We start from the raw sequence: 20376 nt of genomic DNA, 5'->3' as shown, positions 1-20376 counted from the left end.
GGGGGTGGGTAGGGTGTATTCGCGGCCAGCTATTCTGAACAACCTTCAAGCCCATGTCGCTCCGCAATGCACCGCTCACAATGCTGAGATCCTCTGAGGGAAGACACCTCCCCCTTTTCAAGGGGAACCAATAAGTCAGCTTTAACACAGGCAGTTGGGGGATCAGCTCACCTCCCGCACAATGACCAGTTTCCGCATGGCCTGAATCTTTTCGAGGGGCGGCAGGCGCGGGCCGATCTGGCTCAGTGCCCCCATGGAGAAGGCCGTGGCCAGGGTGGCACAGTTCCGTAGCGATTCGCCGCTGAGCAACCCAGCGACGGTGCCCGACACCATGGCGTCGCCCGCGCCGACGGTGCTTTTGACCACCATCGCCGGGGGCTGGGCATGGAATGCCTGGGTGCGATCGATAAAGAGCGCCCCATCGGCCCCCATCGACACCACCACGTAAGCAATGCCCGAGGCGATCAGCTCGCGGGCGGCGGCGACGATCGCGGTGGGGCCAGACAGACGGGTATTCAGCACTTCTTCTAGTTCGGCCTGGTTGGGTTTGATCAGGTCGGGCTTGGCCGGCAGGCCATGGCGCAGGGCGTCGCCGCTGGTGTCGAGCACCACGGTTTTACCCTGGGCCTTAAGGGGGCCGATCAGCTCGTCATAGATGGTGGTCGGCAGGCCCCCAGGCACGCTACCCGAGAACACAAACCAGTCGCAGGTGCGGGCCAGGGCATGGATCGCTGCCTTTAGCGCTGTCACATCGCTATGGGTAGGTTCTTGGCCGGGATAGTTAATGTCGGTCACCTGGTTTTGGGCGTCATCGACAATTTTGATATTGATGCGGGTTTCGCCGGGCAGGCGCACAAAATGATCGGCAATGGCCTTCTGGTGAAACAGGGTTTTGAACAGGGCGTCATTCTCGCGGCCCAAGAAACCGCTGACGCTGACTTTATAGCCTGCCACAGCGAGAAACGAAGCGACGTTGACCCCCTTGCCGCCAGCGTCGTCCTGTCGCCAGGCTACCCGGTTCACCGCGTCGGCCCGAAAGTTGGGAATCGAGATGGTCTGGTCGATCGCGGGGTTGAGCGTCACCGTAGCGATAGGGTGGGTCATAGGGCTCTCACCTCCTCAGCCGTCCGGCAGGCGATCGCCCGCTGGGCCAGCCGCTTCATCTGCTGCATGGAAGCGCCCCGCAGCCGCGCCTTGATCTGGGGGATGCTGGGGATATCCAGGCTCAGTTCTTTGACCCCCAGCCCGGCCAAAATCTTGGCCCCCTGGGGGTCGCCCGCCAGGCCGCCGCAGACACCGACCCATTTGCCCGCCAGCCTTGCCCCCTGCACCGTCTGGTAGATCGCCCGCAGCACGGCGGGGTGCAGGGCATCGGCCTGTTTAGCCAGGGTGGGGTGGCCCCGATCCATCGCCAGCAGGTACTGGGTCAGGTCGTTAGTGCCCACCGAGAAAAAGTCGACCTCCTGGGCAAATTCTGCCGCCATGAGTACAGCGCTGGGCACTTCTACCATCATGCCGATTTCGACCGGAGGGCCGTTGATCGCATCTCGCACCGACGCCAGTATGGCCTTAGCCGTTTGAATATCGTCCAGAGTGGCAATCATCGGGAACATGACGCGGATGTAGCCAACCTGGGCCGCCCGCAGAATCGCCCGCAGCTGGGTTTCAAACAGGTCGGTGCGCTCCAGGCAGAGGCGAATGCCGCGAATGCCCAGGAAGGGGTTGTCTTCGGCGGGCTGGTCGAGGTAGGGCACGGGCTTATCGCCACCGATATCGAGGGTGCGCACGATCAGAGGCAGACCGTTGAGGGCCTGGGTCATCTGGCTGAGGGCGGCGTACTGTTCGTCTTCGGTGGGCGGTGCGGTACGGTTGAGAAACAAAAATTCTGTCCGCAGCAGGCCCACCCCTTCGGCCCCGGCGTTAATCGCTGAGGCCGCATCCTTGGGGCCACCGATGTTGGCGACCACTTCAATCCGGTAGCCATCGGTAGTGATCGCAGGCTGAAAGCGGGTTTGTCGCTCCACGTCGCGCAGCTGGGCGCGTTCTGACTGGGCCTGTCTGGCGGTCTCTAGATCCGCTGGGGTAGGGTGCGGGTAGAGCTGGCCGCGATCGCCATCCAAAATTGCCGCCCCCCCCTCGGCCAAATCAAAAATCCCCATACCGACGCCGGCCACGGCGGGAATGTTGAGCGATCGCGCTATGATCGCCGTGTGGGATGTCGCCCCACCCGTTGCGGTGCAAAACCCCTGAATCTTCTCGGGGTCTAACCCCGCCGTATCCGACGGCGTCAGGTCGTCGGCAATGAGAATTACCGGATGATTGGGCAGGCCCTGGACGGCCTCCCCCGCCCCCACCAGCCGCGTCAGCACCCGCTGGCCCACGTCGCGCAGGTCTGCCGCCCGGCCCGCCAGTACCGGATCGGCCAGGGCCTCCAGCTCTTTGGCCTTGGCTTCAATCACCTGCTGCCAGGCCCAGGGAGCGCTGTGGTGGGGGGGAATGCGGTCTAGGGCCTCCTGCTGCAGCTCAGGGTCGGCCAAAAACTCGCGGTGGGCCTGAAAGATCGCCGCCTTACCCTTGCCCGATCGCAGTTTGATCGTGTCATACAGGTCAGCCAGATCGGCATCGGCGGCGGCGATCGCGGTCTTCAGACTTTCCTGCTCGGCAGCAGCATCCGCAGCGGTGGCGGCGAAGGTCAATGTGGTGCGGTGAAAGCGATGGAGAGGGGCGATCGCCAGCCCCGGCGATGCCGCTACTCCTGCGATCGAAGCGCTCTCCAGCTCTAGGGCCGGTAACTCGGGCACTGCGGCGGCGACCTCTGCCTCTTCCTCTAGGCCGTCTAACACAGCCTGTTGCAAGGCTTTTAGCGCCTGGGCAGCGTCGCTACCCTTAGCCAGTACCCGCACCACGCCATCCTTCTCGACCCCCAGCTTGAGCAGCGACATCAGACTTTTGCCGTTGGCCACCTGGTCGCCGTAGCGCACCCGCACCTCGGCCCTAAAGGATTTTGCTAGATCGACAAACACCGTTGCAGGGCGAGCGTGCAGCCCGGTGGGCGCATCGATGGTGACATCCACAAACTGGTCAAAGCCCTCGGTATCCAGGCCACCGCTGGCGGCGGCCTGGCCCGTGAGGCGATCGATAATGACCTGGGAATCATCTGCCGCTACCAGTTGGTCAACAGCGGCGGGGTCATCCAGCACGTGGGTGAGGTTGGTGAGAATCTGCAGGTGCTCGTCCGACTTGGCCGCAATGCCCACCACCAGCCGCACCACTTCGCCCGGGTTCCACTCCACCCCGGCGGGGATTTGCACCACCGCAATGCCCGTGGTCACAATCAGGTCGCGCTGAGCGGGCTGCCCGTGGGGAATGGCAATGCTGTTGCCCAGGTAGGTATTGGCCTGAGCCTCTCGAGCCAGCATGCTATCGACATAACCCGGCTGAATGTGCCCACTGGCCACCAGCAGTTCTCCAGCCTGGCGAATGGCCTCTTCTCGATTGCGGGCGATCGCCTTAAGCCGCACATTCCCCGGCGTTAGGTTAATCATTCAACGGTCTCTCAGTGAAGAATTGAACCGGGTTTGAGTCTAGCGGTAGTGCCTGACTCCGGGGGCATGGCAAACCCTAAACTGAACCTGGCATGGGCAAACGCAAATACACAAAACTCGCCCAGAGCATTGACGTTTCCTGGTCAGGGATCAAGCCTTATAGGCCCTGATGCCCGATGATTTAATTGTTCAAGACCAACGGCGACTAGGGCTGGTTTGTTATATTTCCTTAGACATTGCCTTAAGTTTTGTGGCTAGTTTTAGGAATGTAAATTCCTTGACTCAAACTGGTCTCAAACGCCTTAAAATCCGCTATCAACTCATGATTGCCGGTTAAACCGTTTCCAGGCGACCATGGCGGGTGGCCCAAATTTTAGGCACCTTTACCTAGCCCTACCCTCACCACCAGTCAGAAATGTATCTCTGCATACAGTGGACACCGGGTAGAGAATTCTATAAGTGACCTGAGCAACCCTCGGTCGAAATTGGCTTGCCCCCAGCTGCTTTTACTGCTTAGATTGCGCTCAAAACTATTACCCCCAGCTATGCAAGATGTGAAGACAGAGTCTGCGATCGCCCTTCAGGCAGTGCCTGAAGGGCTCCAGGCGGAGGCGAAGGGTGTTTCCCTGCGAGATGTGACCAAGCGATACGGCTCCTTCGCAGCGGTGCAAAACATTACCCTAGATATCCAGGCTGGCTCCTACACCTGCCTGCTCGGCCCCAGTGGCTGCGGCAAAACCACCACCATGCGCATGATTGCGGGGCACGAAGATATTTCTGCAGGCGATGTCTACATTGGCGATACCCGGGTCAATGATCTGCCCGCTACCCAGCGCAACACCGCCATGATGTTTCAAAGCTATGCGCTGTTCCCCCACAAAACCGTGTGGGACAATATCGATTTTGGCCTCAAAATGCGCGGCCTCAGGATCGATGAGCGGCGCCGGCGAGTGGGCGAAATTTTAGAGATCGTGGGGCTGACTCAGTTTAGCGATCGCAAGCCTGGCCAACTCAGTGGTGGTCAGCAGCAGCGGGTCGCTCTAGCCCGCGCCCTGGTCACGCGACCCCAGGTACTGATGCTCGACGAACCCCTCAGCGCCCTCGACGAATCGCTGCGGGTCAAAACCCGAGGTGAGCTGCGCAAGCTTCAGCGTCAGTTTGGCATGACCTTTCTCCAGGTCACCCACAACCAAGACGAAGCCTACTCCCTCTCTGACCAAATTGTGGTGATGGACCATGGCCGAGTCGATCAGGTGGGCACCCCCGTCGAGATCTTTTCGCGGCCCCTGTCGAAGTTTGTCGCCAGCTTCACTGGCGACAACAATATCTTCCCCGGCACCATCACCAGCGCGGTACAAGATACCCAGGGTCAGCTGATTCAGCTCGACGTGCCAAACCTAGGTACCCTGCTGTGCCAGGGAGATTATGCTCAGGTGGGCACCGAGGCCGCCTGCTGCATCCGCGCTGACCTGATGCAGATCACATCCCTGGCAGAGGCTGAGCAGTCAGTCGCTGGCCCCGTCAACAATCGGGTTACTGCCCGCATTACTGCCATCGAGTTTACCGGTTACGTCACCCGTGTATCATTGGTGCTCGAGCGCGGCGGTATGGAAGTGCTTTACAAAGCCCGCACCCCCGACTGGCTGACGACTTCATTTACGGAAGGTCAGGTAGTGGTGCTCGACTGGGCCGCCGCCGACTGCGTGTTTCTGCCCCACTAGGCCGTCCCTGCCGACGTTCTTCTCCCACATTCCATCGTTGTTCATGAACTGAATTACTCACTATGGCTAAGTTTTCTCGTCGCCACGTCATCCGTACCGGCCTTGCTGCTGGAGCTTTTGTCACGGCCACCCGCTGCGCCGCCCCCTCAGGAACCCCCAACAATCCGGCCCCCGGCCCCGAGGTCAACACCAACCAGAGTAAAGATGTCACCCTGCGGCTGATCGGTACCGGCGTGTCGCAAATCAACGATATTCGCGACAAAGCCCAAGAAGACCTGGGCTTTAAGTTCGACATGCGCGCCCTTAGCACCGAGGAAAACAACCAAATTGCCATCACTCAGCCCGGCCAGTACGACATCTTCGACGGCGAATATTTCAGCCTGCCCCTGGTAGTGCCCTCGGGCAACCTCCAGCCCATCGACATTAGCCGGATCACCAACTACGACAAGATTGTCTCCTTCTTTAGAACCGGCGAATTTAAGGGCATGCCGGTCGAAAAATCCCAGGGTACAGCTCCCTACAAAGTGCAGTACCTCACCGGCCCCGACTCCAAGGAATTTTCTGATACCCCCACCGACTACGCCACGCTGATTCCCTTCCAGTACAACGCCGACACCCTGGGCTATCGCCCCGACCTGGTGGGCCGCAAGATTGAGACCTGGGGAGAGCTATTTAATGAAGAATTTAAGGGTAAAACCTCGATCCTCGACATCCCTCAAATCGGCATTATGGATGCCGCCATGGTGGCCGAGTCGCTAGGGTTGATGACCTTTGCCGACAAGGGCAACATGACCAAGGCCGAAATTGACCAGATCATCGACATTCTCAAAGAACAAAAGGCCAACGGTCAGTTCCGCGCCTTTTGGAAGACCTTTGACGAGTCGGTCAACCTGATGAGCTCGGGTGAAGTGGTGCTGCAATCGATGTGGTCGCCCGCCGTCACTGCTGTGCAGGCCCAGGGCATTGAGTGCATCTACGCCCCCCTCAAAGAAGGCTACCGGGGCTGGGGCGGCGGCATTGGCCTCTCCAAAAATCTAGAGGGTGTGCAACTTGATGCTGCCTACGAGTACATGAACTGGATGCTCGACGGCTGGGTGGGGGCATTCCTCGGTCGCCAGGGCTACTACAGTGCTGCCCCCGAAACCGCCCAGAAGTTTATGTCAGCGTCCGAGTGGGACTTCTGGTACGAAGGCAAGCCCGCCGCCGAAGATATCGTTGACCCCTTCGGCAAGACCCTGGCCAAGACCGGTACCGTGCGCGACGGCGGCTCCTTTGATGAGCGCTTTGGCAACATCGTCTGCTGGAACTCGACTATGGAAGAAAACACCTACCTGGTGCAGAAGTGGAACGAGTTTATCGCCTCCTAGACCAAAAATGAGGATTGCGTAGGATGGGCAAAGGGCCCTGCCCGTGCCCATCTCTCGTGATTCGGGTGAATGTTGATAGACACGCGGGCTTTGCCCATCCTACAAGCCCTGTATTCCTTTGATTGATTTTGATGGGCACGCAGGCTTTGCCCATCCTACGAGTCCTGACCTCCCTACTTTCCCCCTATGTCTGAAACCTGGAAAGCCTTTAAGCCCTACGCGCTGATTACGCCGCAGACCTTGGTGTTTCTGCTGTTCTTGGTGTTCCCCATTGTGATGATTGGGGTGGTGAGCTTCTGGGAGTTTAACGGCTACTCGATGACGCCGGCGTTTACCCTGGCCAACTACCAGGGAATTTTTACCGATGTCACCCTTAAGACCTATCTGAATACGTTCAAGTTTTTAGGCTTGGTGTGGGTGGCAACGCTGCTAATTGGTTACCCGGTGGCCTATTTTCTGGCCTTCCATGTGCCCAAGCTAGAGTGGCAAATTTTGCTGTTTCTGGTCTGCACGATTCCCTTTTGGACCTCCAATATCATTCGGATGATTTCGTGGGTGCCGCTGCTGGGTCGAGAGGGGTTAGTCAACCAAATTTTGATGGGAATTGGCCTGACTCAGCAGCCGCTGGAGTTTCTGCTCTACTCCGACTTTGCGGTGGTGCTGGGTATGGTGCACCTCTACATCATTTTTATGATCGCGCCGATTTTTAACAGCCTGATGCGCATCGAGCGCTCCTTGATCACTGCGGCTGAAGACCTGGGTGCATCTGGTGTACAGATTTTCAAAGAAGTGATTTTGCCCCTGTCGGCTCCGGGTATTGCCATTGGCTCGATTTTTATCGTCACGCTGGTGATGGGTGAGTTTGTGACGGTGCGGCTGATGGGGGGTGGTCAGTCGGCTTCAGTTGGCAAGCTCATTCAAACCCAGATCGGCAGTTTGCAGTACCCGCTGGCGGCGGCGAATGCGATCGTGCTGCTGGCGGTGACGATGCTGATTATTGTCTCAATTTTGCGGGTGCTGGATATTCGCAAAGAGCTGTAGAACCTAGTCTCTAAAATCCCCTCCTGGGAGGGGTGCCCGATAGGGCGGGGTGGGTTGGCATCAACAAACCCACCCCTACCCCTCCCAGGAGGGGATTTGGAAAACCGTAGGGTGGGCACTGCCCACCATGTCACACCCTCAGTAACCAACCATGCAAAAACGGGCTCTTTCCTTCTACCTGCTGCTGGCATTCTTCTGCCTGTTCGTGCTGTTTCTCTACGGCCCGATGATCACTATTTTTATGCTGTCGCTCCAGGGGCCAGATGGGGCGCTCACCTTCCCGATGCGGGGCTTGAGCTTCTACTGGCTGGGGCAGGTGTTTCAAGAGCAGCGGGTGGGCAACTTTATCGAGCCGTTTGTGCGATCGCTCCTGCTCGGGGCCACCGTCATGGCCATCACGATCACCGCCTCAGTCCTAGCCAGCATGGGTTTTCGCCAGCGCTTCAAAGGCTCCACAGTGATCTTTTATATGACCATCGCCAGCCTGATTGTGCCGAGCATTCTGGTTTCCCTGGGCATTGGGGTGGTGTTTCAGGTGATGGGCTGGCCGACCAACTGGTTTAGCTCGGGCCTGGGGGCGCACCTGACCTGGACGCTGCCGATCGCATTTTTGATCATGCTGGGTATTTTCAACCGCTTTGACCCCTCCTACGAAGAGGCCGCTCGCGACCTGGGGGCCACCGACCCCAAAACCTTTTGGGAGATTGTGCTGCCGTTGATTGCGCCCAGTTTGCTGGGGGTGGGGCTGCTGACCTTTACCCTCTCCTACGACGAGTTCACCCGTACATCGCTGGTGTCGGGGCAAAACAATACTCTGCCGCTAGAAATCTTTGGCATGACCACCAACGTCACCTCTCCCGCCCTTTATGCCCTGGGCACCTTGACCACGATCTTCTCGGCATCGCTAATTTTGATCGCCTACTTTGCCTATACAGCGGTGGTCAAGCGCCAGCGCGGGAAGGCCTAGGGAATTTTGGATTTTGGCGGAGCGATTTTAGATTGGGATCTGGCTATTTCGCCCCACCTCTGCCAAAATCCAAAATCTAAAATTAGGATGGGGCCATGGAACGAGAGTCGTTTTTGCAGCTGCTGCGGCAGCATCGGGCGATCGCCGTTATTCGCGCCCCCACAGTAGAGGTGGGCCTGCAGTTGGCCAATGCCGCCGAGGAGGGGGGCTTGCGGCTGCTCGAAATCACCTGGACGAGTGCCGAACCTGAAGATCTGGTGAACAAGCTCCGGCACCAGCTGCCCCACTGCACCATTGGTGTCGGTACGGCCCTATCCACTGCCGATCTCAAAGCTGCCGGGGCAGCGGGGGCGCAGTTTTGCTTTTGTCCCCACACCGACCCGGCGCTGATCGACCTGGCCCAGAGGATGGCGATACCCATCGTGCCCGGTGCCCTCACCCCCAACGAAATTGTGACCGCTTGGCAGACCGGGGCGGCGGCGGTTAAGGTTTTCCCCGTTGGTGCAATGGGTGGGACCAGCTATGTGCGGGCCGTGGGCGAACCGCTGGGGCACATTCCCCTGGTGCCCACGGGCGGCGTCACGGTGGAGAACGCTCAGGCGATGGTGCAGGCGGGGGCGATCGCCGTGGGGTTGTCTACCAGTCTGTTCCCCAGGCCGCTGGTGGCAGCGCAAAACTGGGGTGCGATCGCCCAACTCTCTGCCGATCTCGTACACAGGCTGAGCCAGGCCACAACCACCAGGGAGTGAACTCCCTGGCTCACGATGAAAGTTTGCTAAAGCAGACTGGGGTAGCCAACCCTAATCCTCTTCAGAAGACTTCGGCTTTGAGCCTTGGACTTCTAGTCCTCGGCGCAGGGGCTCACCTGACTGCAACACCGCCGCCACAATTTCAGCAAACCCTTGCAGCTTTGCCCACCTATCCGGGGCTGCTTAACCGTTGGCGAAGCCTCCCGGAACGGGAATGGAAAATTAACCAGTACAACATCACCCTTCACGACCATGAGACAGGTTCTCCATCTTCAAGAGTGTAAATGTCGGGCTCATTTTCCCAAAATCCAAAAGCCCCTCCCTGTTCGGCCACATGCTTCATTTCTAGGGTGGAAGGATAAGGCTACTTCGCCCAAGAGTTTGTCGAGTAGCGGCGTCCATCAACACCATAGCCGTGCCACCGCCTCGCCGCACGGGCTCAGCCGCCACCGTCGTCAAGCCATCGGGATAATGAATGAGCCCCACTGCCGCTCCAATTTCAGGTACTGGCTCCAGACTATGGCCCAGGTCAGTGAGGGCCTGCCCCACCGCTGTCTGCTCAAAGTCGCCATCCACCTGGGTGGTGCCGCCGTTGCGCTGGGAAATGCGCGGGGCGGCGATCGCATCGGGCAGCGTCATCCCCAGGTCGATCAGGTTCACCGCTATCCCCGCCACGGTGGTGATGATGGTCGAGCCTCCCGGAGAGCCAAAGGCCAGCATTTCGCCCTCGGGGCCGCGGGCGATTGTCGGGGCCATGCTGCTGCGGGGGCGTTTGCCCGGCTCGGGCACGTTGGGGTGCGGCACGCCCAGGTCAAAGTCGGTGAGCTCGTTGTTGAGCAAAAAGCCGTAGCCCGGTACCACAATGCCCGACCCACCAATCGATTCGATGGTGAAGGTATAGGACACCACATTGCCGCTGCGATCGCAGGTGACCAGATGGGTCGTTGAGGTACCCTCTGGCCCCTTGGGTTGAGCAACGGGCTGAAAGGTCGTCAGGCTGGGGCTGGGGTCACTCTGGTAGGGGATTGGATTGCCGGGAGTAGCGCGAAACTCAGGCTCGGCCTGGGGGGCGCGATTTTCCTCCGGAAAGGCTTCGCCACCGCCAATCAGGGCGCGGCGGGTGGCGATAAATTCCTCGCTTTGCAACCCGGCCAGGGGCACATCCACATACTCGGGGTCGCCCAGATAGGCATTGCGGTCGGCAAAGGCCAGCCGCTCGGCTTCGATGACGCGGTGCCAGGTCTGGGCGGGGTTAGTCGGGCTCAGATCAAACCCCTCCAGCAGGCGAAAGATTTCTCCCGTGGTGAGGCCGCCGCTGCTGGGCAGGCCCATGCCATAGAGGGTGTAGCCCCGATAGGGGGTCACTGTCGGCGGACGCACTCGCACGGCGTAGCGATCGAGATCCGTCAGGGTCATGCCGCCGGGAATAACCGGAAACGGCGGTTCGGCTATGGTGGGCGGCGGCTGCACCGTCTGGGCGATCGCCGCCCCAATCTCTCCCCGATAAAAGGCATTTACGCCCTGCGTCGCCAGCAGGCGATAGGTCTTGGCCAGATCGGGGTTTTTGAGGCGAGAGCCAATCGCTGGCGGCTGTCCGCCAGGCAGAAAGAGGTCTTGCGTCGAGGTAAAGGCGGCAAAGCGGAGCTGGTTTTGGGTGACCTGACTGGCAAAGGTTTCGTCTACGACAAAGCCCTCTTCCGCCAGGGCAATCGCAGGCTGGAGCGCCTCCGCCAGCGACAGCGTGCCGTAGCGACTCAGGGCCTCGGCCCATTCCAGCAGCGTGCCCGGCACCCCCACCGCCGCCCCGGAGGAAATGCGGTGGGGTGCAAAGGGCAGCGCTACGCCAGGATTCTCGGGGTCGTTGAACATGTCCACACTGGCCGAGGCCGGGGCCTGCTCGCGCCCATCGAGGGTGATGACGCGATCGCTCTCCTTTAGGTAGATCACCATGAATCCGCCCCCGCCAATACCGCCGTAGAAGGGTTCTACCACCCCCAGGGCCGCAGCGCTGGCCACCGCCGCATCGATCGCATTGCCGCCCTGCTGCAACACGTCAATGCCCACCTGGGTGGCCTGGGCATCGGCGGTGGCCACGGCTCCACCGTAGCCCTCGGCCACAAAGGGCGTCGTCTGAGCCCGCAGCCCTTGATTGACTACCAGCCAGGCGCAGAGGCAGACCCCCATTGCCCCCAGCACAATTCGCCTAGCTATCGTTATGTCTCGCCTGTTTGCCTGCATCACCGTAGCTTAACCCGACGCTTGAGACCCTATCCGAATAACGAGATTCAATTCAGGGGCCAACACCCGGTTGATGGCTGTGCTGTGCGACCCCGAAAGTCTCAAGGTTTTAGCCGCTGCGGGGCGATCGCCAATAGTCGACCCGCCCCATCGCCCTATCTTCCCATCGTGAGCCCCATTCATTTTCTGCTAGGGTTGGGGATGGTATTGATTCCCTGACGATGAAGCTACTCTGCATTAGCAATGGCCACGGCGAAGACGGCATTGCGGTTCGCATTCTCAAGCAGTTACGCCAGCTACCCGGTGCCCCAACCCTAGCGGCGCTGCCCATAGTGGGTGAAGGGCGAGCTTACGAAAAGGCAGGCATTGCCATTCAGGGGCCTACCCAGGCGATGCCCTCCGGTGGCTTCATCTATATGGATCGCCATGAGCTATTGCGCGATTTGCAGGGGGGGCTGGTGGGGCTCACCCTGGCCCAGCTCAAGACAGCCCGAGATTGGGCGAAGAGCGGCGGCAAAATTTTGGCGGTGGGAGATATTGTGCCCCTGGCGATCGCCTGGCAGAGCGGGGCCGAGTATTTTTTTATTGGTACCGCCAAGTCAGAATATTACCTTCGCAATGAAGCGCATCGCCTGCCCGGTCGCCCAATGCTAGAGGGCTGGTCGGGCTCGGTCTATGTACCCTGGGAACGGTGGCTGATGGCGCGCCCCCGCTGCCAGGGGGTGTTTCTGCGTGACCAGCTGACCGCCGACACGCTGCAACGGCTGGGGGTGCCAGCCCTCTACCCCGGCAACCCGATGATGGACGAGCTGGAAACCCGCGCCGACAAACTGGCTCGGCTCACCGCCACCTTTCCCCCCGCGCCGACTCGGCTCACCCTGGCGCTGCTGCCCGGCTCCCGCGCGCCGGAGGCCTTTGATAACTGGCAACGAATGGTGAGCGCGATCGCCTCGGTGATGGAGACCTTCGGCGATCGCCAGGTGCGCCTGCTGGCCGCCCTGGCCCCGTCGCTCAACCTGGCGGCGTTTAAAGACGTGCTGCTGGATGCGGGCTGGCAGTCCGTGGCAGGCGAGTACCCCACCTTTCAGTGCGGCAACGGGGTGCTGGTGCTGACCACCAACGCCTTTGCCGAGTGCCTGCACCTGGCCGACGCGGCGATCGCTACGGCGGGCACCGCGACTGAGCAAGCAGTGGGCCTCGGCAAACCCGTGCTTACCTTTCCTGGCTCCGGCCCCCAGTTTACCTACGCCTTTGCTGAGGCCCAGTCGCGGCTGCTAGGGCCGTCGATTTTGCTGCTCCATGACCCTAGGGCAGCCGGGGCGACGCTCCAGGTCTGTCTGGCCGATAGTCCCCGGCTCCAGCAGATTGCTGAAAACGGTCGTCGCCGCATGGGCCTGCCGGGGGCAGCAGGGGCGATCGCCAAAGCCGTGCATCAGCACTCTGCCCAGCCCCCCTACTCCGGGGCGGCTTCCTTGGCCACCTGATTGCGGCTGGGGTCGCCATAGCGATAGGGCCCGGTCTGCATCACGACCTTAGTTCTCAGCTCGGGGGGAGCATCGGCTACGCCCCAGTGAGCCTGGATGGCCTGCAACAGCTGGTCTTGCTGCACCCGTAGATCGGGGATATCCCAACCCTGATTAATAATGGCGAACCACACCGGGCCTTTTTGGGCGGTGGGCACCATACCAGCCAGGGCGCTGACCTCTGCCAGGCTGCCCGTCTTCACCGCTGCCGTGGGGGGCAGGCGGCGATCGATCAGGGTGCCGATATCTTCGCCCGCCACCGGCAGCACATCTACTACCGAAAAACCCTGGGCGCTCAGCTTTTGTTGAATAGCGACGGTCATGGCCACGGCCACCCGTGCCGACATCTGATTTTCGGTACCCAGGCCCGACCCATTGATCAGACTGAGTTCCTCCGGCGGCAGCTCGGCGGCCGTGGTAGCTTGGGCCACCACCTGCTCTGGCCCACCCACTAGATCGGCCATCATTTCGGCCATGGCATTGTTGCTGTAGATATTCATCGCCTTGAGAATCGCCACCAGCGGCAGCGACTGATGCTGTATCACCCAATCGATGGCCACAGCCTCCAGGTCGGCGGCGGGAACCCAGCGGGCCTGCCCATCGACTTGCAGGCTGGGCTGAGGTGTATCTGGGGGCAAACTGGCGTAGGCCTGGCGGGCGTCGCGGCCCCAGCGTTCGGCTGACATCGACTGCTCTAGAGCCGCAAGGGAGGCATTGAGATGTTCTTCAAAGTTCATCGTGAAGGAGCCGGTGACGAGTACGTCCCCCGTTATCCGCTCAATGCCCAGAGCCTGTAGGCGGTTGGCCAACACGATGCCTTCTTCCCAGACAAACAGCGGGTCGCCGCTGCCCTCAATGACTAAATCGCCGTTGAGCACCCCCGCCTGCACGGTGCCGTGAAGACCCACTCGCGTATTAAAGCGGTGGTCGAGGGGCCAGGTTTGCAGGGCGACCAGGGTGGTAGCCAGCTTCGTGAGTGACGCGGCAGGCAGCGGTACCTCGCCCTGGTGCTCGGTAATGACGCTCTGGCCCACCTGAATCCAAACTCCCTGGTCGGGTACCGACCAGCCCTGCCGCCGCAGCCCGGCCAGGTATTGTTCAACGATCTGATCGAGCACCGGGTCGTGGGTCAACCCGGCGATCCAGGGTGACTGCCACTCTACCTGGATGGCGGCGGGGTCGAGCCCGGCGGGTTGCAAGACCTGCAGCTCGCCAGGCCCCAAGAGAACGGAGAGCAACCCGAGGGGCATGGCCAATAGCGATAGAACAGCCATTTGTTGCTACTTTTCCATAGGGCTAGGGATCAGAGGTTTCCCCGACTAAGATACCTCAGTTGTCTGAGTTGCGATCGCCCTTGCTGTCGTTGAGCTGCGTATCGTCAAGCTGGGCAATGGCCTCAACTGGGCTCAGCCGGGGGCCGGTACTCAATGCTGGGGGCGTAAACGGTAACGATGCCAGAGGATGCGGTCGCAATCGTCAGCGCTACCGCCGCCCCAGCCTGGTGAGCAGGCCCGCCCGCCATCAGGTCAACCTCAATGCGATCGCGCTCCGGATGCCAACGGTGGGGCAAGGCCACATTGGCAATCTGCAACGACAGGGCGGGATGCCCCCCCGCCCCCGTCGGGCTGCCGTCGGGGGCGGGGGCAGCGGGCTCTAACCCCTGATACAGCGCTTGGGTATTGGGGTAGTGGTGGCGGGTATGCCAGAGGGTCTGGGAGGAGCTTTCGAGTAGATAGAGCTCTCCCGCGCCGGGTTGGGTGAGCCAGAGGGCCGGGTCGCTGGCGCTCACCAGCAACCAGTAGGGCTGGCGGTAGAGCACCACTGGCGCTGGGAAACCCAGGGTGATCCACTGGGGCTGGGTGGCTGCCTGAATAGTTTGGCTGACTTGGGCCAGCACTGGGCCGGGGAGACCGTCGGCATCGGTGTGCAGATCGACGGTGAGGGTGGTGGGCGATCGCAGCAGCAACAACCCCAGGGTGACGCCGCTGTAGCGGGTGGCCAGCGCCGGGGTCAAGGGCAGCCCCGCCCACTGCTGGGGCCACAACTCGACCCCCTGGCGCTGGCTGGGGGGCGCTAGGGTGGCGATCGCCGAGGGTGCTCTAGAAGACTGGGAGCCCTTGAGGCTGACGCTGAGCTGTAGCGAGGCGGCCTGTACCTGGGGTGGCAGCGTCAGCGCTACGGCCTGGGGCCGCAGGTCATGGCCTTGAAAGCGCAGCACTTGCTTGGTGAGGGCAGCGGCCTGGGGGGCAAACCCCTGGTACCGTCGGCGGTAGCCCAGACTGGCATGGGTGAGCTGCAATCGGCAGGGGGCATCAGACTCGGCCACCAGCTTGAGGGTGGAGGTTGACGGCCCCGCCAAAAACCGCTCCAGGGGCTGAAAGTCTTCGTTGGCAAGGGTTAACTTGCTCTGGGCAGAGCTGGTGATGAGCTGCCCTGGCGCTTGCCAGAGAGAAATCAGCGAGTCGGTTTCATCGACTAGGCCGAAGCGGGGGGTGGTGGGGTAGCTGGTAAACCACAGTTGGGCAATCTGGGCCGGGGCGAGATTGCCCCCGGCGCGTTTGAGCACAAACTGGCGATCGGTGAATTCTTGGGCCAGCAGGCCGCCGCTGCCGACGGTGGCGGTGGCCTGCTCAGCGATCGCGCTGCCATCCACCCGATGCACGGTGATAATACCCGTCACGCCGCTGGCCGCCACCACCCGATACAGGCGCAGGGGCAGGGCTAGCTCGACTCGCACGCCGCCCCCCTGGCTGCTGCAGCTGGCGGCGACCACCGCCCCGCTGGCCAGAGCGTTGAAGGTGAGGGCGAGAAATTCTGCCTGGATTTGAGCGCCGGGGGCCACCTGGAGGGTGCCGTAACCCGACGGTAGGTCGAGCGTCCACCCTTGGCGAAAACTGAGGCGGGGCGGCTGGCCCGTGGCCAGGTCTAGGGTATGGGTGCCGAGGGGAAGAACCATAGCTACTGGTTAAGGTCTGTACGCAGAGATAAAACGTTGTTGCCGACGCGGCTGATAGAGTCTTCGAGCCCCACAATGCGACTGCTGGCAGCGCGGTTGAGGGTAACCAGGTTGCGCTGCAGGCCACCGACCTGGCCATCGAGGGTGTTGAACCGGCCATCAAGATTGACCATACGACCGTTCAAGTTGCTGAATCGGCCATCGAGATTGACCACCTGACTGTTGAGGTCGCCGAACTGGGTATCCAGGCTGGTAACGCTGGTGGAGAGGCGGCCCACCTGCCCACTGACGGTGGTGACCCGGGTGTCTAATCTACCGACCTGGGTATTCAGGGTGCTGACGTTGCGCTGCAGGCCATCCAGAGAATTGTTGGTCAGAGCGAGGCTGTTGTTGAGGCTGACGGTATCTTGCCTGAGGCCCACCACCTCTTGGCCTAGCGCCGTGACGCGGCCATCGGTGGCCTGGCTGCGGGTCTGGAGGGTGGTGATCTGGCCGTCAAATTCTCGGTCTTGGGCCTGAAGGGTGGCGATGGTTGCGGCTTGGGTGTCGATGCGATCGCTCACCTGGCCCACCGAGTCTCTGACGTTCGCCACGGTGCGGTCGAAGTCGATCACCGTGGTCTGTAGGGTATCGACTCGGCCCACCACCGTACCAAAGCGGTTGTCGACCAGCGTCAGCCGTCCCTCTAGAGTGCCAATGCGGCCACCAATTTGGGTAAAGCGGGTGGTCGTGCTGGCATCGAGCTGTTCAACGCTGCGCTGTAGACCGCCGAATTGGGTGGAGAGACGGCCCACCTGGTCATCTACCTGGGCAAAGCGTCCCTGAAAGCCCGCCACCTGCTCCTGCACGGTGCCCAGATCCGTGACCAGGCTGCCGACGCGGCTATCGAACTGGTTGAAGCGAGTTTGCAGCGTGGTCACTCGGCCCGACACCGTGCCCAGGCTCGATTGCACATCGCCGAGCTGGGTGGTCAGGGTGCCCACCCGACTATCCACCGAGCCCAGGGACGTTTGCAGTCCTGTGAGCTGGGTGGTCAGAGTCCCCACGCGGCTGTCCACGGTGCCAAAGGCCGTTTGCAGCCCCGTGACCTGGGTGGCCATACTCGCGACGCGATCGCTGAGAGCCCCCACCGCTATGCCACTGGCCTCGACCTGGCTACCCACCTCTTGCTTCAGATCGCGGCGGGTTTGCACCACGCTTTGCAGACCGCTGACGCCGCCCACCGCCAGCAGACCGCTGGCCATATTCAGCGTTGGGGCCAGGTCGGCCTTGATACCAGCATCTTCCACACTATCTAGCCCCTCCAACAGAAACGACTGCACGGTTTTTTCGACCACCTTGCGGCCAATGTAGGCCCCGACAATGCCCGACTGGCTGCCCACATAGTCGCTCACCCGCCGATATACCCCCTCCTGGAGGTTCCCCAGGGGGCTGGTTTTTTGCAGCGCGTCAAGCACCGCCGGTAGGGGGTTCTGGGTCTGGGAGAGGGAGAGAAACACCTCCAGCCAGGGCCCGAGCCAGTTTCTAAAGGGCACCATCAGGGTACCTAACCCGGCGACAGTAGTGCTGCCCGGCGGCTGCACATAGGCCGTGACCGTGGCTTCGAGGTAGTCCCACGCTTGCAGGTAGTCGTGCCGGTTGACCGACTCCAGCAGCCCCTCGCCAAAGTCTCGGAAGTAGATGTCTAGGGCCTGTCGATAGGCGTGGTTGACATCCCACTGGTAGAGCTGGGCCATTTCTCGCAGGTCAGCTGCGGTCTGGTGCGGGGTCGTTGCTGTGGCATCGAGACGGGCCAGCAGCGGCTCTAGAGCCCCCTGCTGGGCCGCCAGCAGATCTTCTGAGGTAGGCGGCAGCAGGTCGAGGCTAAAGCGGCCCTCGGCGTCGGTGGTCACCGCCAGACTGCTGCCCTGCTGGGCCACCAGGCGATCGCGGCTGCGCAGTCGGCCCCAGGTGGTGGCCACCACCACCGCTGTGCCCCCCTGGGGCTGCCCCGTGCCATCGGTGACGGTACCCGTCAGCACCAGCGACTGGCCTAAAAAGGGGGCGGGGCGCGACGATTCGAGGGCGACCTGGGGACGCCGAACCTGCTGCTGGAGCAGCACAACCTGCTCGCGCAGGGCCTGAAGCTCGGCCTGGAGCTGAACCATATCGAGGGTGGCGGGCATAGGACTATCCTCAACGGGGCAGACGGAGGTTGGGCAGAATGGCTTCGACCTGGGTTCTCAGGGCGGCCACATCCTGAAGCTGGCGATTGACCACGGCAGGGTCGAGGTTGCGCAGCACCGACACCTGGTCTTGCAGGGGTGAAATCTGCTGGCGAATGGCCCGCTGCACGACGCCATTTTCAGACTCAATCGAGGCCCGAAAGGCCTGCTGCTCCTGCTGGAGGGTTTGGCGGGCCTGGTCGAGGCTCTGATTCACCTGGGTCTGTAGGTTGGCCGCCAGGGTCTCTTGGGCCGCGGCGGTGTTGGTGTCGGCCCGCAGGGCAGCATCGCTAAAGACCTTAAAACCCACCTCCTGGGTGGTGATGCCGATGGCCTTGGTTTGGGAGGCCCCCAGGGCCTGCTGAATGCCGATGGCGTCGCGCATCGACTCGGTCAACACATTGAGGAAGGGGGGCGCCACCTCGGGGTTGAGCTGGTTGAGGGCTTCGTTTAACACCCGGTAGTCGCGCTGTTTGCCCAGTAGGCCTTTGTCGCGCACGATGTCGGCGACTTCGGTTTTGAGCAGCTCGGTGGATTCGGCATAGCGGGGGGTAATTCTAGGCCGCAGGCGATCGCGGTAGAGATCCACCGGTAGCTCTACCACGGGCGGGTTGATGTAGTCCACAATCCAGGGGCCGATCCAGTCGCGGAAGGTAACTTGCAGCGAGCTCACCCCCAGGCTGGCATCGGCGGTAGTGGGGTCGCTGTCGGGTTTGACAAAGGCCATCACCGTGGCCCGATATTCGCGCCAGCGGCTGCCCAACCTGGGCAGCAGGGTGCCCACCGCGATCGCCGGGTGGCGAATGTAGTGGGTGTCGAGGTAGGTTTGCACCCGGCTAGAGCGCTCGTATTCGCTGCGCAGTAGCTGGTAGGTGGGGCGCGCCTCCAGGGGGGTGGTGGCATTGAGAATGGCCTCGGCCACGGTGGTGGTCATGCCCTGGGGACGGCTTTGCAACACCACGGCCATTTCATCTTCGTCTTCGTCGGCCAGTCCTTCGGCGTAGTCGGAGCGCAGCTGCACCTGAGCTAACCCGCTGGTGTTGACCTGCACCGACAGGGTGCGATCGCCCACGCCACCCCGGCTGGCAAAACCCGACACCGGCTTAAACTGGCCCCAGGTGGACACCAGGTCTACCCAGGGACGATTTTGGGCCGTAAAGGTGGGGATATTGCCCTGCAAATCGGTCAGCTGCACGGTAATTTCGGCCAGCTGACCCAGGGCGTAGCTCACCCGGGCGGTGCTGAGATTGAGGCGATAATACTGCTGCAACAGCGGGTTGACCACCGCTTCTAGGGCATCGACATCGGTGCGCAACCCAGTGATCTGTTCGCCCAGGGTGGTGATCTGCCCGGTCAGGGTGGTCTCCAGGCTATCGACTCGCTCAGTGAGGCTGGCTTCCACCGTTTCCAGGGCCGCCACCAGCTGGTTCCAATCCTGGGATTTGATCAGTTCTCCGGCGACTTTATTGCCGATCGCGTCTGCTAGTAGGCCCATGGTATTTACCTCTTAAATCCTTGCTGATGAGAATGGTTGTGGTCAGGACGGTCGGTGCGCTGTGCGGGTGGGTTAAAAGGAGGGGCGAATCGGTTAGCCCGTGGAACTCTCGCCCCGCAGCAGGTCGTCGCCCAGGGCCAACTGTACCTGCACCCCGGCAGGCCGCACCTGCTGCATGCCCGCCCACACCCGGTCAATGATGATGGGGTCAATGGCTTCCCCCGCCTGTAGCCGCTGCAAACGCACCAGCACCGAGGCCGGTTGGTACGGCTGCCAGCTCAGCCACACCCGGGCGGCGGGCAAAAAGGCAAACAGACTGGCGTCAAAGTGGCTGGGGGGCGGTGGCTCCAGGTCAAAGCGGCCCGACTCGGGGTCGATAGCGTTGGGGTCATCGCCGATGCGGCGGCCCTCGGTGGTCCACAGCGGGCGGCTGTCGGTGAAGATCGGGTTGTCGCCCTCGACCTGTAGGTAGCGCCAGGTCGAGCCCCCCAGCGGCAGGCGGGGTACAGCTACCAGGCCCCCGGCGCGGATTTCGGTGGGGCGGGGTTTGTAGCGCATGCGCAGCTGGGG

13 protein-coding genes and 1 pseudogene are annotated in these 20376 nt (G+C 61.6%); 6 read left to right on the top strand and 8 right to left on the bottom strand.

Features of this window, described 5'->3' with window-relative positions; all coding sequences use genetic code 11:
• Positions 1–162: 162 nt before the first annotated feature.
• Together pfkB and ptsP are read right to left on the bottom strand one after the other, a co-directional pair.
• On the bottom strand, positions 163–1104 hold the full coding sequence (pfkB, locus tag IQ254_RS20565) for a 1-phosphofructokinase (protein ID WP_193968031.1): 942 nt from the start codon (positions 1102–1104) through the stop codon (positions 163–165).
• Positions 1101–3545 carry a phosphoenolpyruvate--protein phosphotransferase gene (ptsP, locus tag IQ254_RS20560; protein ID WP_193968030.1) on the bottom strand — a complete coding sequence of 815 codons (2445 nt, stop codon included), beginning with the start codon at positions 3543–3545 and terminating at the stop codon, positions 1101–1103. Before ptsP ends, pfkB begins: the two co-directional genes overlap by 4 nt.
• A 545-nt stretch (positions 3546–4090) precedes the next feature.
• Between ptsP and IQ254_RS20555 the strand changes: the two genes are divergently transcribed.
• The 5 genes from IQ254_RS20555 to IQ254_RS20535 all read left to right on the top strand — a co-directional run bounded on the left by IQ254_RS20555 (position 4091) and on the right by IQ254_RS20535 (position 9390).
• Complete coding sequence (locus IQ254_RS20555; RefSeq protein ID WP_193968029.1) at positions 4091–5266, top strand: ABC transporter ATP-binding protein; 1176 nt, start codon at positions 4091–4093, stop codon at positions 5264–5266.
• 62 nt (positions 5267–5328) lie between these two features.
• Positions 5329–6633, top strand: a complete 1305-nt coding sequence (locus IQ254_RS20550) for a PotD/PotF family extracellular solute-binding protein (RefSeq protein WP_193968028.1) — start codon at positions 5329–5331, stop codon at positions 6631–6633.
• A 186-nt stretch (positions 6634–6819) separates the two neighbouring features.
• A complete protein-coding gene (locus IQ254_RS20545; RefSeq protein WP_193968027.1) occupies positions 6820–7674 on the top strand; it encodes an ABC transporter permease in 855 nt (284 codons plus the stop codon).
• A gap of 151 nt (positions 7675–7825) precedes the next feature.
• On the top strand, positions 7826–8641 hold the full coding sequence (locus IQ254_RS20540) for an ABC transporter permease (RefSeq protein ID WP_193968026.1): 816 nt from the start codon (positions 7826–7828) through the stop codon (positions 8639–8641).
• 95 nt (positions 8642–8736) lie between these two features.
• The gene (locus IQ254_RS20535) at positions 8737–9390 is read left to right on the top strand and encodes a bifunctional 4-hydroxy-2-oxoglutarate aldolase/2-dehydro-3-deoxy-phosphogluconate aldolase (protein WP_193968025.1); all 654 of its coding nucleotides are present in this window, start codon (positions 8737–8739) and stop codon (positions 9388–9390) included.
• A gap of 345 nt (positions 9391–9735) precedes the next feature.
• On the opposite strand, the gene ggt is transcribed toward IQ254_RS20535, so the two are convergent.
• Positions 9736–11628 carry a gamma-glutamyltransferase gene (gene ggt / locus IQ254_RS20530; RefSeq protein ID WP_228040934.1) on the bottom strand — a complete coding sequence of 631 codons (1893 nt, stop codon included), beginning with the start codon at positions 11626–11628 and terminating at the stop codon, positions 9736–9738.
• A 221-nt stretch (positions 11629–11849) separates the two neighbouring features.
• Between ggt and IQ254_RS20525 the strand changes: the two genes are divergently transcribed.
• Positions 11850–13112 (top strand): lipid-A-disaccharide synthase-related protein, encoded by a 1263-nt coding sequence (locus IQ254_RS20525; RefSeq protein WP_193968024.1) that lies wholly within the window; start codon positions 11850–11852, stop codon positions 13110–13112.
• Here IQ254_RS20525 and IQ254_RS20520 read toward each other — a convergent pair.
• From IQ254_RS20520 to IQ254_RS20500, 5 genes and pseudogenes are all read right to left on the bottom strand, one after another.
• On the bottom strand, positions 13082–14425 hold the full coding sequence (locus IQ254_RS20520; protein ID WP_193968023.1) for a D-alanyl-D-alanine carboxypeptidase: 1344 nt from the start codon (positions 14423–14425) through the stop codon (positions 13082–13084). The genes IQ254_RS20525 and IQ254_RS20520 overlap by 31 nt on opposite strands.
• 122 nt (positions 14426–14547) lie before the next feature.
• Positions 14548–16107 (bottom strand): hypothetical protein, encoded by a 1560-nt coding sequence (locus tag IQ254_RS20515; protein ID WP_193968022.1) that lies wholly within the window; start codon positions 16105–16107, stop codon positions 14548–14550.
• Between the two features lie 2 nt (positions 16108–16109).
• Positions 16110–18272 carry a hypothetical protein gene (locus tag IQ254_RS20510; RefSeq protein WP_193968021.1) on the bottom strand — a complete coding sequence of 721 codons (2163 nt, stop codon included), beginning with the start codon at positions 18270–18272 and terminating at the stop codon, positions 16110–16112.
• Between the two features lie 10 nt (positions 18273–18282).
• Positions 18283–19806: a hypothetical protein gene (locus tag IQ254_RS20505; protein ID WP_193968020.1), complete on the bottom strand. Its 1524-nt coding sequence runs from the start codon at positions 19804–19806 to the stop codon at positions 18283–18285.
• Between the two features lie 93 nt (positions 19807–19899).
• Positions 19900–20376, bottom strand: a pseudogene (locus IQ254_RS20500) (hypothetical protein); the annotation flags it as partial.

Source organism: Nodosilinea sp. LEGE 07088 (assembly GCF_015207395.1).
Classification (GTDB): Bacteria; Cyanobacteriota; Cyanobacteriia; order Phormidesmidales; family Phormidesmidaceae; genus Nodosilinea.
This window is presented reverse-complemented; position numbering and strand designations above follow the sequence as displayed.

Bases quoted from the DNA above. Each gene is read 5' to 3' on its own strand.
- IQ254_RS20505 (WP_193968020.1), bottom strand. From the start codon at position 19,806: ATGGGCCTACTAGCAGACGCGATCGGCAATAAAGTCGCCGGAGAACTG.
- IQ254_RS20510 (WP_193968021.1), bottom strand. From the start codon at position 18,272: ATGCCCGCCACCCTCGATATGGTTCAGCTCCAGGCCGAGCTTCAGGCC.
- IQ254_RS20515 (WP_193968022.1), bottom strand. From the start codon at position 16,107: ATGGTTCTTCCCCTCGGCACCCATACCCTAGACCTGGCCACGGGCCAG.
- IQ254_RS20550 (WP_193968028.1), top strand. From the start codon at position 5,329: ATGGCTAAGTTTTCTCGTCGCCACGTCATCCGTACCGGCCTTGCTGCT.
- IQ254_RS20525 (WP_193968024.1), top strand. From the start codon at position 11,850: ATGAAGCTACTCTGCATTAGCAATGGCCACGGCGAAGACGGCATTGCG.
- IQ254_RS20540 (WP_193968026.1), top strand. From the start codon at position 7,826: ATGCAAAAACGGGCTCTTTCCTTCTACCTGCTGCTGGCATTCTTCTGC.
- IQ254_RS20535 (WP_193968025.1), top strand. From the start codon at position 8,737: ATGGAACGAGAGTCGTTTTTGCAGCTGCTGCGGCAGCATCGGGCGATC.
- IQ254_RS20555 (WP_193968029.1), top strand. From the start codon at position 4,091: ATGCAAGATGTGAAGACAGAGTCTGCGATCGCCCTTCAGGCAGTGCCT.
- ptsP (WP_193968030.1), bottom strand. From the start codon at position 3,545: ATGATTAACCTAACGCCGGGGAATGTGCGGCTTAAGGCGATCGCCCGC.
- ggt (WP_228040934.1), bottom strand. From the start codon at position 11,628: ATGCAGGCAAACAGGCGAGACATAACGATAGCTAGGCGAATTGTGCTG.
- pfkB (WP_193968031.1), bottom strand. From the start codon at position 1,104: ATGACCCACCCTATCGCTACGGTGACGCTCAACCCCGCGATCGACCAG.
- IQ254_RS20545 (WP_193968027.1), top strand. From the start codon at position 6,820: ATGTCTGAAACCTGGAAAGCCTTTAAGCCCTACGCGCTGATTACGCCG.
- IQ254_RS20520 (WP_193968023.1), bottom strand. From the start codon at position 14,425: ATGGCTGTTCTATCGCTATTGGCCATGCCCCTCGGGTTGCTCTCCGTT.